Origin of the sequence: Fusobacterium varium, from assembly GCA_021531615.1 — a bacterium.
GTDB lineage: Bacteria > Fusobacteriota > Fusobacteriia > Fusobacteriales > Fusobacteriaceae > Fusobacterium_A > Fusobacterium_A varium_C.
Window position 1 is genome coordinate 1 of sequence record JADYUE010000001.1, and the last position, 13228, is coordinate 13228.

Genomic DNA, 13228 nt, shown 5'->3' on the forward strand with positions numbered 1-13228 from the left:
AATTTTATCATAGAAAGCTATTTAAAGCATTTATTATTTTAATTTACAGACTTTTTTTCACATTCTCATAATATTCTCTAAGAATTTGATTGTACCTCTTATCTATTTTATTCTTTGTAAAAATTCTTTAAATTGTGGCACTGTAAAATCTATCTCTCCATATCTTGTAGGGTATATTATATTTTTTCTTATTAAACTCCCTCTCACTGGAGATATATTTTTTAAAGGCTTTCCTAATATATTTGCTACATTTGCCATAGTACATGGTAGTTTATCACAATCACTCATAGCAAACATAAATTCTTGCTCTTTTTTAGTGCATTTATTAAATCTTACTTTAAAAAAGCTTTTATCTAATTCCTCTAAAAATACTTTTTTATTTTCTTTTACTATGTCTAAAGTTATATCTTGGCATTTTTCACTTATTAAATAGCAAAACAGTTGGATAAAGAATGGGTATCCACCTGTAATATTATATATTTCTTCTAGAGCTTCCTCTGTATATTTGATATTAAAAGCTTTTCCTGGGTTTACAATAGCTTTTACTGCATCTTCATACTTTAAAGAATCTATTGGCTGAAACAGAAACATTCTTTCTGCATAAGTTTTTGATTCAGACATAGTTACTAAAACTCTAGGTAATCCTGCTCCTATTATAGTAATTGGTAATCTTTCTTGATTTATTTTATGTTGAGCAGTTATTAAAGCTTCCATCTCATCTTGCTTAGCATATTGAATTTCATCTAAAAATATAACTATTGTTCTCTTGGCTTCTCTTGCTAATTTTCCTAAATTAACCATTAAATCTACAAAATTATGTTCAAAAGTTCCCATGCTTATTTTCTTTTCTATGCTTATACTTTCTTCCCCAACACTATATGTTAAGCTTAAATTCATTAAGCTTTGTTTTACTGAATCAAATAGATGTTTAATCTGTTCTATTTTACTTAAACTTATTATCACTTGGTTTGTATAAGCTATTAAATCTTTTATAAAACTATCTTTCTCTTTGATTTCAAAGTTAAAAGTTATTACTTGCTTGCTATCTGCATAGTTCTTTAAATAAGTTAATAGAACTGTTTTTCCTACCCCTCTTAATCCGTAATATATAATAGGTCTTCTTGGATATCCTAAAATTAACGAATCTATACTAGCCTTAGCTTCATCTATAATTTCATCTCTTCCTGCAAGATATTCTGGTAACATTCCTGATACAGGTGTATATGGATTAATCAACATAGTTTCTCACCCCTTTTCTCCCTTATTATATCATAAAGTTTAATTAAATAGAAACAACATTAACTTTTGATATTAAATTTCAATTTTAAAGTGTCTTGAAAATATTTTTTTATATAGAAATATCCTTAAAAATGATATAATAATATTAAATAAAAGATTATTTTTACCTTAAGCAAAGGAGGAAATTTTTATGAGATACAGTGAAAATGAAAGAATAGAAATTATAAAATTTATAGAGGAAAATTTTGGAAAAGTTGAAGAAATATATGAAAGTTAAAAGAATTGGATAGCTATATTAACTAGGAGAGTTTTATGGAAAACTATAAGGTAAAAAGCAAAATAAATATTTTATCTAAAATAGTAGACAGTTTTTTTATAGGGTTTTCTTGCTTTATAGTTTATTTTGGACTAAAAACAGGAGTTTCCTTTTCTAAAAATAGTTATACTATTTTTACAATTTTATTAGGAGTTTTTTATGGATTTATATTTATAAGGGATTTTCTTTTCTATAAAACTCTTAAAATTACTCATTATGAATTGATATTTTTTTATCCTATTTTGAGAAGTGAGATAAGAATAGAGAAAAAAGATATACAAAAAATTGATTTTATAGAGAGTGAGCATATACCTAAACTTTGGATCTATTATTATAGAGTAAAAATAACTATGGAAAATAAAAACTATATTATATCCTCAAAGGATTATAGAAACTTTTGGGAGATTTTAAATAATATTGGAGCAAAACTTCCAAAAAGAAAAATTGAAAGCTATAAGGAGAGGGAATTATGAGAAAAGTAGATGATGTAAAACTAGGAAAATTTTTAAGTCTTATCCTTAGGCACAAACCTGAAACAATAGGGATAACCTTAGATAAAAATGGTTGGGCTGATGTAAAAGAATTAATAGAAAAAGTAAAACTTTCTGAAAGATATATTGATATGGAGATTTTAGAAAGGATAGTTAGAGAAAACAGTAAAAAAAGATATAGTTTTAATGAAGATAAAACTAAAATTAGAGCTAGTCAAGGACATTCTATAGAAGTAGAGCTAAATCTTAAAGAGATGACACCACCAAAAATCCTATATCACGGAACAGCCACTAGATTTTTAGAAAGTATCAAAGAAAAAGGAATTTTAAAAATGAATAGACAATATGTTCATCTATCTATGAACATTGAAACTGCTAGAAATGTTGGACAAAGACACGGAGAAGTGATTATTCTTTCAATAGATATAGAGGGACTTAAAAATATAGGGCATAAATTTTATCTATCAGAAAATAAAGTTTGGTTATGTGATGATATTCCAAGCAGATATATTTTATGGGATAAAGTTATTAGATAAAAACTTTTTATAAATTTTTTTCGTCTAATAAAAGATAAAAACAACTTTAGCAATCTAAAGGAGGGCTTATGGCTATAATTACAGAAAAATGGAAAAAATTATTTGAAGAGGCTGATTACCTTGGAGAGATTTTAAATGGATTGGCAGAGATACAAAGAGAAAATGGCTATACTGATGAAGAGATGGATAACGATTTAGATGTAGCACTTTGGAAAGCTTATGTCTATAACAATATGGATTCTTATGAATATTATGAGCTATCAGAAAAGACACTTGCTAAAGTAAAAGATGAGGGTGTAAAAAGTGGTGTATGGTGTTACAGATACTCTTGTGCTTTAGTTTATCTTAGAAGATTTGATGAGGCTTTGGAATATAGCAGACTTGGAACTAAAGTTGAACCAGAGTACCCTTGGGGTTGGTTACAACTTGGTAGACTTTGTTACAAATACAATCTTTTAGATGAAGCTTACAATGCAATAGATAAAGGACTTGAACTTGTACCAAATGATTATGAATTTTTAACTTTAAAAGATGATATAGAAAATGATAGAGGATATGCTTATACAAATTCTCACTATATAGATGAAGAGGCAGATAAAAATTCAAGAGAAAGATTGATAGATATTGATGATGATGAGCTGTATCAAGATTTTGTCAATAAAAGTGATTTGGAAAAAGAATTAAATATACTTCATAACCAAGGTAAAAACCAAGAGATTATTGCTATAATTAACTCTTTACCTGAAGAGGATTTAAATTATGATATTCTTGGGAAACTTGCAAGAGCATATAATAATAACAATCAATGTGAAGAGGGACTTAAAGTTTTACTCTCTTTAAAAGATGAGGGAGAAGAGAACTCACTTTGGAACTTCCGTGTAGGTTACTCTTATTACTATTCTGAAAAAGCTAAAGAAAATCCAGAATATTTAGAAGAAGCTAAAAAGTATTTTGAAAGATGCCTTGAGCTAAACCCTAACGAACCTGATGGAGATGTTCTTTTAAGATGGGTTTACTCTGATTTAGGAAATAGAAAACTAGATGAAGAGAAAAATGATGAAGCTTTTGAGTATTTCCAAAAAGCTAGAGATTTAGCAAAGGATACAGATGATATTATAGCCACTGAATCAGAATTTGCTTGGGCATATGATTATATAAAAGATTTTGAAAAAGCTTATGAGCATTTACAAACTGCTATTTCTCTAGGAAGAGATGATATTTGGTTACATTCTGAATTAGGGTTCTGTCTAGGTGGAATGAATAAATATGAAGAGTCTATTGTAGAGTTTGAAAAAGCTATTGAGCTTGGTATAGATGATTCTTGGGTATATGCAAAACTTGGAGCTTTGTATAAAGAGTTAGAAAAATATGATAAAGCTTTAGAAAATTATTTAAAAGGTTTAGAGGTAGATCCTGAAGATATCTATATTATTTGTGAATTAGCTTGGTTATATGATAATGTAGAGGAAAACTGTGAAAAGGGATTGGAATATCTAAATAAAGCTCAAGAGTTAGGTAGAGATGATATCTGGATTAACTCTGAATTAGGTTGGGTATATAATCATCTTAGGGATCATAAAAAAGCTCTTTCTTATTTGGAAAAAGCTAAGGAATTAGGTAGAGATGATGAATGGATAGCTTTTGAAATAGGATATTCTCTTGTAAGATTGGATAAAATTGAAGAGGGAATTGAGCAATATAAAAAGGCTATTGAATTAGGGAAAGATGATATTCCTACAAATGGTGAGCTTGGATATTGGCTTGATTATTTAGAAAAATATGAGGACGCTTTTATCTATCTTGAAAAATCTAAAGCTCTTGGAAGAGATGATTTTTGGATAAATTCAGAGATGGGATTCTGCTTAAATAGATTAGGAAGATATGATGAAGCTGTACTTTTTTTAGAAAGAGCAATAGAGTTAGAGAAAACTAATGAATGGGTATTCTCTGAACTTGCATTCTCTTTAAAGAGTTTAAATAGATATGAAGAGGCTTTGGAATATTTTGGAAAATCTGAAGAATTAGGCAGAAATGATGAGTGGTTAAATTCTCAAATAGCTGAGTGTTTAGAAGATCTTGGAAAAGTAGATGAGGCTATTGAAAAACTTAAAGCTTTTGTTGTTACAGAGAATGGAAATAGTGTTCCAATTAATTCACAAATAGCTTACCTTTACGGAAAATTAAATAATCCAGAAGAGGCATTGAAATATCTTTATGAGGCTGAAAAACTTGGAAGAAATGATATTTGGCTATATTCTGAAATTGGTTGGAATTTAAGTGGACAGCCAGAAAAATATGAAGAGGCTTTGGAATATTTTGAAAAAGCTGTTGCTCTTGGTAGAGAAGATGATTGGATTAATGGACAGATCGGTTTCTCTTTAGCAAAACTAGGAAGAACTAAGGAGGCTTTAGAGCATTTTGAAAAAGCTAAGTTTATAAATCCAGATAGTGAATGGATCTCTTATCATCTTGGTTCTTGTTATAGAAAACTTGGAGAGATTTCAAAGGCAATAGAAATTTTAAAAATTTCAGCAGAAAAAGGGGAGTATAGAGGTTGGACAGAGTTAGAACTTGCTTGGTGTTACGCCCTTATTGATGAAAAAGAAAAAGCTCAAGAGTATTTGAAAGAGGCTGATTCATATATTGGTGGAGAAATTCTCAACTCACCTGAGCTAAAAAAAGATGTTGAAACAATAAAACAATTGATTTCAACTACAAGTTATCTAGCTTAAACTTATAAAAATAATTACTTACCTATTTATAACTACAAGCAAATATAAAAAATAAAGATTTATCCCAATATCAACTAAAGCCGTAATTCACTGGAGAATACTAGAATCCCTCAGCGAAATGAAGTTAAGAAAATGCAACGTGTTTGAGACGAAGTCGAGTTTTGCATTTTCAACGGAATAAGCCTAGGGATTCTTTATTCTTTAGTATGAAGGCTAGTTGATATTAAAAATATAAGTTTAGGAAAATGATCTTTAAATGATAACCTAGTATTATGAAAATTAAACTTTAAACTAAATAATCTTTTATAGAATTTAGATAGCTAAATAAAGAGATACTTTAAAAAAATATTGACAAAATAATATGATTATGATATTATAATTTTTGTCCGTGGGGATATAGCTCAGTTTGGGAGAGCGACGCACTTGCACTGCGTAGGTCAGCGGTTCGATCCCGCTTATCTCCACCAAAATTAAAAATTATGCCACTCTTAATGGGTGGCTTTTTTATTTCCTAATTAAAAATATAATTTTCATATAAGATGTTCTTAAATCTAAAAAAATAGCTTATTTATTATCACTTTACTAAAACTTGTGGTATAATAATATTAAGAAACAATTTGAAATATGGGAGGAGCTTATGAAAAAACTATATTTTATTTTAATTGGAATCTTATTAATGTTAACAGGTTGTTCAAGTGATGAGGATTATATAAACACTGTGAAAAAAATCACTTTTCCTGATGGTGTAACAGTTGAAAAATTAGTGGATAACAATATCAAAGGTGGAGAAACTTATCTAGTAAATGATAAAAACTTCCTATTTAATGAAGCTGTTCTACTTATGTTGTCCTTCGGTTCAAAAGATGAAATTAATTTTGCTTTAAAACAAGGTGGTTTCACTGTTCCAGAAAAATTTTCAGAGGTTAAATGGGCAGTTGAAGGAGAAACTAAAAATGGAAAAGTTATAGTAGCATCTAATGATAAAATAAAAGTTAGAATAGAAACTGAAAAAAATGGAGATTACATTGAAACTAAAACAAGTGATATTGTAACTTCTGATATTGCTACTAATAAAGTTATTCCTCAAGAGGAACTTGATATTATGCTAGAATTCTATAATTTAGCATTAAAAAATGGTTACACTAACCAAAAAGTTGAAGAAACTAAAGAGCCTGAAGAGAGTGAATATAAACGTTTTGATGAGAAGGCATTTTTGAAAAATGAGTTTGGAGAAAATGTTGTAAAATACTATCCTAGTGGTAGAGTTCAATTTATAAGTGATGGATATATGGAAGTTGAACTTGAAGATAGAAGTAATCTAAAGGAGATAGCTGAAGGGATAGTATGGCTACAAGATAATATAGGAAAGCAATATGTAAATGCTCTTGTTGATTACTCAATAGAGTTAGAATATCAGATTATAGCTGAAAAATTAAATAAGAAAATAACTAATAGTGATAAAGAAAAAATAAAAAAATTAGAAGTTCAAGCTCTAAAAGTATTTGATAAACTTCAAGAAGAAGTAAATAATACAAACGAAGAGGAATAATTGATATATACTGCACCTAAAATCTTAGACAACTAAGATAGAGGGTGCAGTTTTTTTATAATTTATATTTATTTAACTAAAATACTTGTTATAATAAAAAATTTTGATTAAAATATAGATAAGAATATTAAACTAGAAAGGATAAAATAATGGAAAATAGAAAAAGATATAACTCCTTGGATAATTACTTCAAAAATACCTTTGGAGAAAAAATATATAAAGTTTCCCTTGATGGTGGATTTACTTGTCCAAATAGAGATGGAACTCTCAGTACAAAAGGGTGCATATTTTGTAGTGAGAGAGGAAGTGGAGATTTTGCAGGGAGCAGAGGAAAGAGCATAAATGATCAGATTGAGGAGCAATTAAAACTTATTGAAAGAAAGTTTCCAACTGGTAAAGTTATTGCCTATTTTCAAAATTTTACAAATACTTATGGTAATGTAGAATATCTAAGAAAGATATATTATGAAGCTCTCTCACATCCAAGAGTAATAGGGTTAGCTATTGCCACTAGACCAGATTGTTTACAAGATAAAGTAATAGATTTGTTAGATGAGATAAATAAAAAGCATTTTTTATGGGTTGAATTAGGGCTACAAACTATTAATGAAGAGGTGGCAAAAATAATAAATAGACAATATCCACTTTCTACATATATAGAGGCTACTGAAAAATTAAATTCTAAAAATATTAAGTTTGTAACTCATATAATTATAGGTTTACCACATGAAAAAGAGGATGATCCATTGAATACAGCTATATTTTCTGAAAAGTGTGGAACATGGGGAGTGAAAATTCATCTTTTACACATTATAAAAAATACACGTTTAGAGGAATTTTATAACAACAACGAAATAAAAATTCAAAAAAAAGAAGAATATGTGAAAAAAACAGTTAAAATTTTAGAGAATTTGTCGTATAATATAGTTATACATAGATTGACTGGGGATGGAAACAAAGAGACTTTAATATCTCCACTTTGGAGTTTAAATAAAAGAGATGTTTTAAATTCTATTGAAAAGGAGTTAAAGAATCAGAATATATATCAAGGAGATGGACATAAATCATGGGAATAATTATTAAATTAAATGCTATGAAAAATCAGTTAACATCAATAGAAAAGAAAATTGCTGAATATATATTAGAAGATCCTGAAAGAATAAAAAATCTAACAACTTATGAGATAGCTCAAAATTGTGACACAAGTCAAGCATCTATTGTAAGATTTTCTAAAAAGCTAGGATTTTCAGGTTTTCCAGATTTTAAACTTTCTTTAAGTCAAGATATTGGAAATAGAAAAGCTGAATCTCATGTTAATATAATGCACGAAGAGTTAAAATCAACAGATTCTTTTGAGATCATTGGGAAAAAAGTTGCCACTGAAAATATTAGAGCTGTCAATAATACCTATGAGATTACAGATTTTAAAGAGTTGGAAAAAGCTGTACAAGCTATTAATAGTGCAAGAAAGATTATGCTTGCAGGAGTTGGGTTCTCAGGAATAGTTGCAAGAGATCTTTATTTTAAATTGATGGAGCTTGGAAAAGTTGCATCTTTTGAAAATGATAGCCACATGCAATTAAGTTACCTTTCTACTATGAATGAAAATGATATTCTTTTTGTTATCTCTCATAGTGGAAAAACATTAGAACTTTTCAATCTTGCAAAGGTTGCTAAAAATAAAGGGATAAAAATTATAACTTTAACAAGTGTAGCAAACAATCCTATTAGAGAGTTAGGAGATATCAGATTGAGCACTGTTGAGATGAAAAGCGACTTTAGAGCCACAGCTTTATCACCTAGAATATCACAACTTACTGTTGTAGATATGATATATATAAAATTGATGTTAGAAAATGAAAATTTACAAGATTATATTTTCAATGCAATTGAGCTTGTAAAAGATTCAAAGCTTTAATTTAATAGGGCTGACAGTAGTAGATCTACTTAATTAAAATAAAAAAATTAATTTGGAGGAAAAATTATGAGAGTTGTTATCACAGACAAAAATGTTGGAGATTGGGCAGCAGTATATGTAGCTAGAAAAATCAATGAATTTAAACCTACTAAAGAAAGACCATTTGTACTAGGACTACCTACAGGAGGAACTCCATTAGAAATGTACAAAAGACTTATCCAATTAAATAAAGATGGAATTGTTTCTTTTGAAAATGTAGTTACTTTTAATATGGATGAATATGTTGGACTTGCTCCAGACAATGATCAAAGCTATCACCACTATATGTTCTCTAACTTCTTTAATCACATTGACATTCCTAAAGAAAATGTAAATATTCTTAATGGACTTGCTGAAGATTATGAAGCTGAATGCCAAAGATATGAAGATAAAATCAAATCTTATGGAGGAATTCACCTATTCTTAGGAGGAATCGGACCAGATGGACATATTGCTTTCAACGAACCAGGATCTTCTCTATCTTCAAGAACAAGAGATAAAGAACTTACTATGGATACAATAGTTGCAAATGCTAGATTCTTCAATGGAGATATCAATGCAGTTCCTAAATTAGCTCTTACAGTAGGAGTTGGAACAATTCTTGATGCTAAAGAAGTATTAATAATGGTTACTGGATTAAACAAAGCAAGAGCATTACAACATGGAATTGAAGAAGGAGTAAACCACATGTGGACAATTTCAGCTCTTCAACTTCACAGAAAAGGAATAATCGTTTCTGACGAAGCTGCTTGTTCTGAATTAAAAGTTGCTACTTATAGATACTTCAAAGATATGGAAAAAAATAACCTAGATACAGATAAATTACTAGCTGATCTTTATGCTGAAAAAAGATAATAGATAAAATTTAAGAGCTGTTGCAAATAATTTGCACAGCTCTTTTTTTATATTTATATTTTTTTAAAAGAGCTTTCTTCTTTAAGTTTTGGAAGATTTTCTCTCATAATTAAATTATGATTCTCTTTTTTTAGGTTTATTCTTTTATCATTTTTATATGTATATTTTATTTTCTTTCCATTAGTAGTAATATATTCAGCTGCTCCCTCTTTTTTCCCATTAACATATGTATATTTTTCTATATCTCCATTGATATAAAAATACCTAGCCTTTCCTCTCTTAATACCATCAATATAGAAATACTCTTCTATATCTCCATTATTGTAAGTGTATCTAGCTTTTCCATTCTTTATTTTTTTATCGAAACTATATTCCTCTATGTCTCCATTTGAAAAAATATATTTGGCAGAATTTTTTCTAACTCCTTTAACATAAATATATTCTCTATAATCTCCATTGGGATAAATATGTTTTAATAACCCTTCTTTAAGGTTATTTACATAGAAGAACTCTTCCTTAACTCCATTTGAAAAAATTCGTCTAGCTGCACCTTGTTTAATCCCATCATTATTATATGTGTACTCTTCTACATCTCCATTGATATAAGTAAATTTAGCTGCTCCATTTTTAACATTATTAACATATGAAAACTCTTCCATATTTCCATTATCATATTTAATTTTAGAAATCCCATTTTTTATCCCATTATTATAACTGACTTCCTCTATTTTCCCATCATAATATTCTATCCAAGTACCATCCTTTTTTCCAAAGTAATATTTTCCCTCTCCTATAACACTTCCATTTTGTGAATATTCTTTTTTCACTTCAAAATTATTTTTATAAACAATTATACTAATTAAAGAAATAACAATTGCTAACCCTATAAAAATAAATGATTTTAAAGATTTTTTAGACTCTTTTTCTTGTTCTATTTTAATTTCCTTTATTTTATTTTCCTGTTTTGTTTTTTCAACTTCATTTTGAATTTTTTCATTATTATTATGACTAGTACTATATTTTTCTCTTATTGTTTCAATAGCCTCATTTATTCTTTTTAATCTTTCTTCAGATGTTTCTTGAAAATCTTCTGAGTTTTTAAAACCTTGTTGCATTATCAATCACCTATAAAATTTTTTATTTATTTAAAACCTATTATAATGAACTTTTAATAAATTTATATCTTCATCTGTGTACTCTGCTTTTTCTTCATCAGCATATCCTAAAGCTATAAAGCAAAGAACTCTATAATTTTCAGGAAGCCCTACTATTTTTGCAAACAACTCATCAGAAGGTTCATCATTTGGACTAAATCTATCTCTAAGTTGTAGCCAACAACTTCCAAGCCCCATTTCATGTGCTTTCAATTGAATTGTATAAGCTGCTATTGATCCGTCCTCTATCCATGTTCCAGCTTTATTGCAGTCTACAACAACAGCAATTCCAGCTTGAGCAGTTTCTAAAAAGTTAGCTCCTGCTTTTTTTATACCTATTAATTTTTTTACCTCTTTTTCATTTTCAAAAACTATAAACTCACAAGCTCTTGCATTATGTCCAGTAGGTGCAACTATAGCAACTTTTAAAAGCTCATCTATTATCTTTTTTTCTACAGGAATATTCTTATACTTTCTAATACTTCTTCTTGATAAAAAATTCATAATCTCATCTCCCTTAATTTCTGTTTTAACAATATAATTATATCATAAAGAATAAAATATATTAAAATAAATATAAACTACAAGGGGAAGTTTGTTATAAAATTAATAATAAGTAAAAAAGAGGATTAACTAAAGAAATTTATATTTTTAATATTTAAAATCTATGTTATAATTTACATGGATAAATTAAACATTGGAGAGTATAACATGACAAAAAAAAATGAGTATAAAATTTTATCTCTAGCATGTCATGCTGGAAAAATTCTTCTACAAAATGGAGCAGAGGTATATAGAGTTGAAAACTCTGTATGTCAAGTAGCTAAATCCTATGGATTAATTCCACAATGTTTTGCTACTTTAACTTGTATAATTATAACATTGAAAAATTCAGATGGAGAGGTTGTATCATTAGTTGAAAGAGTTAATTCAAGAAATACAAATTTAGATAAAGTCTATCAAGTTCATACTTTATTAAAAAATCTTTCTAAATACAATTATGAAGAGTTGGAAAATAGATTGCTAGAAATTGAACAAGATAAGCCCTACTCTTTCCCTATAAATATTTTTGGAAACTGCTTAGGAGCTGGTTTTTTTACTTTCCTTTTCTCTGGAAATTTTCATGAATTTATAGCAGCTTTTCTTTGTGGTATCTTGGTAGCATTTACCTCTAAAATCACTGATATGCTAAATTTAGGGGTTTTCTTTACTAATCTATTGTGTGGTGCTATATCATCTGGAGCAGCCTGTATTTTCCTACGTTACGGCTTTATAACTGATGTTTCTATTCCAATTATATCTACTCTTATGATTTTAGTTCCTGGAGTAGCATTTATAAACTCTATGAGAGATCTGTTTTCTGGAGATTTAGTTACTGGTTTTTCAAGATTAGGTGAGGTAGTGATGATTGGAACAGCTATAGCTGTTGGTTCTGGAATTGCTTTAAAATTACTTTTAGATCTAGGAGGTGTATAGATGCCTATTGAGAAAATGATTTTTCAAATATTTTCTGCAGTAATTACAACTTTTGGATTTGGATTGATGTTCAATATAAAAAATAAAAACCTCATTCATACAAGTATAGCTGGAGGTTTAAGTTGGGCTATTTATCTTTTGGGGCAAAAATTAGAGTTTCCAGAAGGATTGTCATACTTTATAGCTACTTTTACAATGGCTATTTATTCAGAAATCGTTGCTAGAAAAATTTCTACCCCTGTAACAACTATTCTAATTGCAGCATTGATCCCTTTAGCCCCAGGAGGTGGAATTTATTATACTATGTATAATCTATTAGATAAAAACTACCCTATAGCTATTCAAAAAGGTATACAGACCTTTATAATAGCTGGAGCAATGGCTGTCGGTATCTTTTCTGCTTCTACTTTATTCAAACTCTATGCTGAGATAAAAACAAAGCTTGTAAAAAACAGCTGAGTGGATTGCTCCACTAGCTGTTTTTTACTTTATCTGCAAATTTCTTTCCTACAGTAAATTTAAAAACTTTTTTTGCTGGAATCACAATTCTCTCTTGAGTTTTTGGATTCCCATAATTTCTTTCTTCTCTTTCTTCAATTTCAAATTTACCCCAATCTTTGAAAATTACTTTTCCCTCTTTTTCGAGAGCTTCTTGTAAAGTATCAAAGAAAACTTCGATTCTTTTTTTAGCCTCTCCAATGTTTTTTAGTCTTCCCTCTTTTTTGAAGGAATTAAGATAATTTTTTGTAAATTCCTTTTCTGTCATATAACTTCCTCCTCAAAACTAATTCATATTTTTTATAGTAGTTTTTTTCTATAAAATGTCTTATACTATAAATATAATACATTATTATACCTTATAGTAACATTGTTTTTAACGAGATTAAATTAGATTTTTTTTTCAATAAAATTGAAAAAAATTT

At 28.3% G+C, this 13228-nt stretch carries 13 protein-coding genes and 1 tRNA gene; 10 read left to right on the plus strand and 4 right to left on the minus strand.

Annotation, left to right across the window (positions count from 1 at the left end):
- Positions 1-102: 102 nt before the first annotated feature.
- Entirely contained in the window at positions 103-1239 is a 1137-nt protein-coding gene (locus tag I6E31_00005; protein ID MCF2638345.1) for an ATP-binding protein, read from the minus strand.
- Between the two features lie 312 nt (positions 1240-1551).
- Here I6E31_00005 and I6E31_00010 point away from each other — a divergent pair, with 312 nt between their 5' ends.
- From I6E31_00010 to I6E31_00045, 8 genes are all read left to right on the plus strand, one after another.
- Entirely contained in the window at positions 1552-2028 is a 477-nt protein-coding gene (locus I6E31_00010; GenBank protein MCF2638346.1) for a hypothetical protein, read from the plus strand.
- Positions 2025-2582 carry an RNA 2'-phosphotransferase gene (locus tag I6E31_00015; GenBank protein ID MCF2638347.1) on the plus strand — a complete coding sequence of 186 codons (558 nt, stop codon included), beginning with the start codon at positions 2025-2027 and terminating at the stop codon, positions 2580-2582. The genes I6E31_00010 and I6E31_00015 overlap by 4 nt, the downstream gene beginning before the upstream one ends.
- A 68-nt stretch (positions 2583-2650) precedes the next feature.
- Positions 2651-5314, plus strand: a complete 2664-nt coding sequence (locus I6E31_00020) for a tetratricopeptide repeat protein (GenBank protein MCF2638348.1) — start codon at positions 2651-2653, stop codon at positions 5312-5314.
- 390 nt (positions 5315-5704) lie between these two features.
- Positions 5705-5781, plus strand: a tRNA-Ala gene (locus I6E31_00025).
- A 170-nt stretch (positions 5782-5951) separates the two neighbouring features.
- The gene (locus tag I6E31_00030) at positions 5952-6863 is read left to right on the plus strand and encodes a membrane lipoprotein lipid attachment site-containing protein (GenBank protein ID MCF2638349.1); all 912 of its coding nucleotides are present in this window, start codon (positions 5952-5954) and stop codon (positions 6861-6863) included.
- 149 nt (positions 6864-7012) lie between these two features.
- A complete protein-coding gene (locus I6E31_00035) occupies positions 7013-7939 on the plus strand; it encodes a TIGR01212 family radical SAM protein (protein ID MCF2638350.1) in 927 nt (308 codons plus the stop codon).
- Positions 7930-8781 (plus strand): MurR/RpiR family transcriptional regulator, encoded by an 852-nt coding sequence (locus I6E31_00040; protein ID MCF2638351.1) that lies wholly within the window; start codon positions 7930-7932, stop codon positions 8779-8781. The genes I6E31_00035 and I6E31_00040 overlap by 10 nt, the downstream gene beginning before the upstream one ends.
- Positions 8782-8847: 66 nt before the next feature.
- A complete protein-coding gene (locus tag I6E31_00045) occupies positions 8848-9675 on the plus strand; it encodes a glucosamine-6-phosphate deaminase (GenBank protein MCF2638352.1) in 828 nt (275 codons plus the stop codon).
- 53 nt (positions 9676-9728) lie between these two features.
- Here the strand turns inward: I6E31_00045 and I6E31_00050 are convergent, their stop codons facing one another.
- Together I6E31_00050 and I6E31_00055 are read right to left on the minus strand one after the other, a co-directional pair.
- Positions 9729-10790 (minus strand): hypothetical protein, encoded by a 1062-nt coding sequence (locus tag I6E31_00050; GenBank protein MCF2638353.1) that lies wholly within the window; start codon positions 10788-10790, stop codon positions 9729-9731.
- Positions 10791-10820: 30 nt separating this feature from the next.
- On the minus strand, positions 10821-11333 hold the full coding sequence (locus I6E31_00055) for a nitroreductase family protein (GenBank protein MCF2638354.1): 513 nt from the start codon (positions 11331-11333) through the stop codon (positions 10821-10823).
- A 207-nt stretch (positions 11334-11540) separates the two neighbouring features.
- Here I6E31_00055 and I6E31_00060 point away from each other — a divergent pair, with 207 nt between their 5' ends.
- Complete coding sequence (locus I6E31_00060) at positions 11541-12305, plus strand: threonine/serine exporter family protein (GenBank protein ID MCF2638355.1); 765 nt, start codon at positions 11541-11543, stop codon at positions 12303-12305.
- Positions 12306-12764, plus strand: a complete 459-nt coding sequence (locus I6E31_00065) for a threonine/serine exporter family protein (GenBank protein ID MCF2638356.1) — start codon at positions 12306-12308, stop codon at positions 12762-12764.
- Positions 12765-12777: 13 nt separating this feature from the next.
- Here I6E31_00065 and I6E31_00070 read toward each other — a convergent pair whose 3' ends face one another.
- A complete protein-coding gene (locus I6E31_00070; protein ID MCF2638357.1) occupies positions 12778-13071 on the minus strand; it encodes an HU family DNA-binding protein in 294 nt (97 codons plus the stop codon).
- Positions 13072-13228: the final 157 nt, after the last annotated feature.

What these genes read in the sequence shown, in the direction of transcription:
- I6E31_00060 (MCF2638355.1), top strand. Translation starts at nt 11,541, where the DNA reads ATGACAAAAAAAAATGAGTATAAAATTTTATCTCTAGCATGTCATGCT.
- I6E31_00030 (MCF2638349.1), top strand. Translation starts at nt 5,952, where the DNA reads ATGAAAAAACTATATTTTATTTTAATTGGAATCTTATTAATGTTAACA.
- I6E31_00040 (MCF2638351.1), top strand. Translation starts at nt 7,930, where the DNA reads ATGGGAATAATTATTAAATTAAATGCTATGAAAAATCAGTTAACATCA.
- I6E31_00070 (MCF2638357.1), bottom strand. Translation starts at nt 13,071, where the DNA reads ATGACAGAAAAGGAATTTACAAAAAATTATCTTAATTCCTTCAAAAAA.
- I6E31_00050 (MCF2638353.1), bottom strand. Translation starts at nt 10,790, where the DNA reads ATGCAACAAGGTTTTAAAAACTCAGAAGATTTTCAAGAAACATCTGAA.
- I6E31_00065 (MCF2638356.1), top strand. Translation starts at nt 12,306, where the DNA reads ATGCCTATTGAGAAAATGATTTTTCAAATATTTTCTGCAGTAATTACA.
- I6E31_00015 (MCF2638347.1), top strand. Translation starts at nt 2,025, where the DNA reads ATGAGAAAAGTAGATGATGTAAAACTAGGAAAATTTTTAAGTCTTATC.
- I6E31_00010 (MCF2638346.1), top strand. Translation starts at nt 1,552, where the DNA reads ATGGAAAACTATAAGGTAAAAAGCAAAATAAATATTTTATCTAAAATA.
- I6E31_00055 (MCF2638354.1), bottom strand. Translation starts at nt 11,333, where the DNA reads ATGAATTTTTTATCAAGAAGAAGTATTAGAAAGTATAAGAATATTCCT.
- I6E31_00005 (MCF2638345.1), bottom strand. Translation starts at nt 1,239, where the DNA reads ATGTTGATTAATCCATATACACCTGTATCAGGAATGTTACCAGAATAT.
- I6E31_00035 (MCF2638350.1), top strand. Translation starts at nt 7,013, where the DNA reads ATGGAAAATAGAAAAAGATATAACTCCTTGGATAATTACTTCAAAAAT.
- I6E31_00045 (MCF2638352.1), top strand. Translation starts at nt 8,848, where the DNA reads ATGAGAGTTGTTATCACAGACAAAAATGTTGGAGATTGGGCAGCAGTA.
- I6E31_00020 (MCF2638348.1), top strand. Translation starts at nt 2,651, where the DNA reads ATGGCTATAATTACAGAAAAATGGAAAAAATTATTTGAAGAGGCTGAT.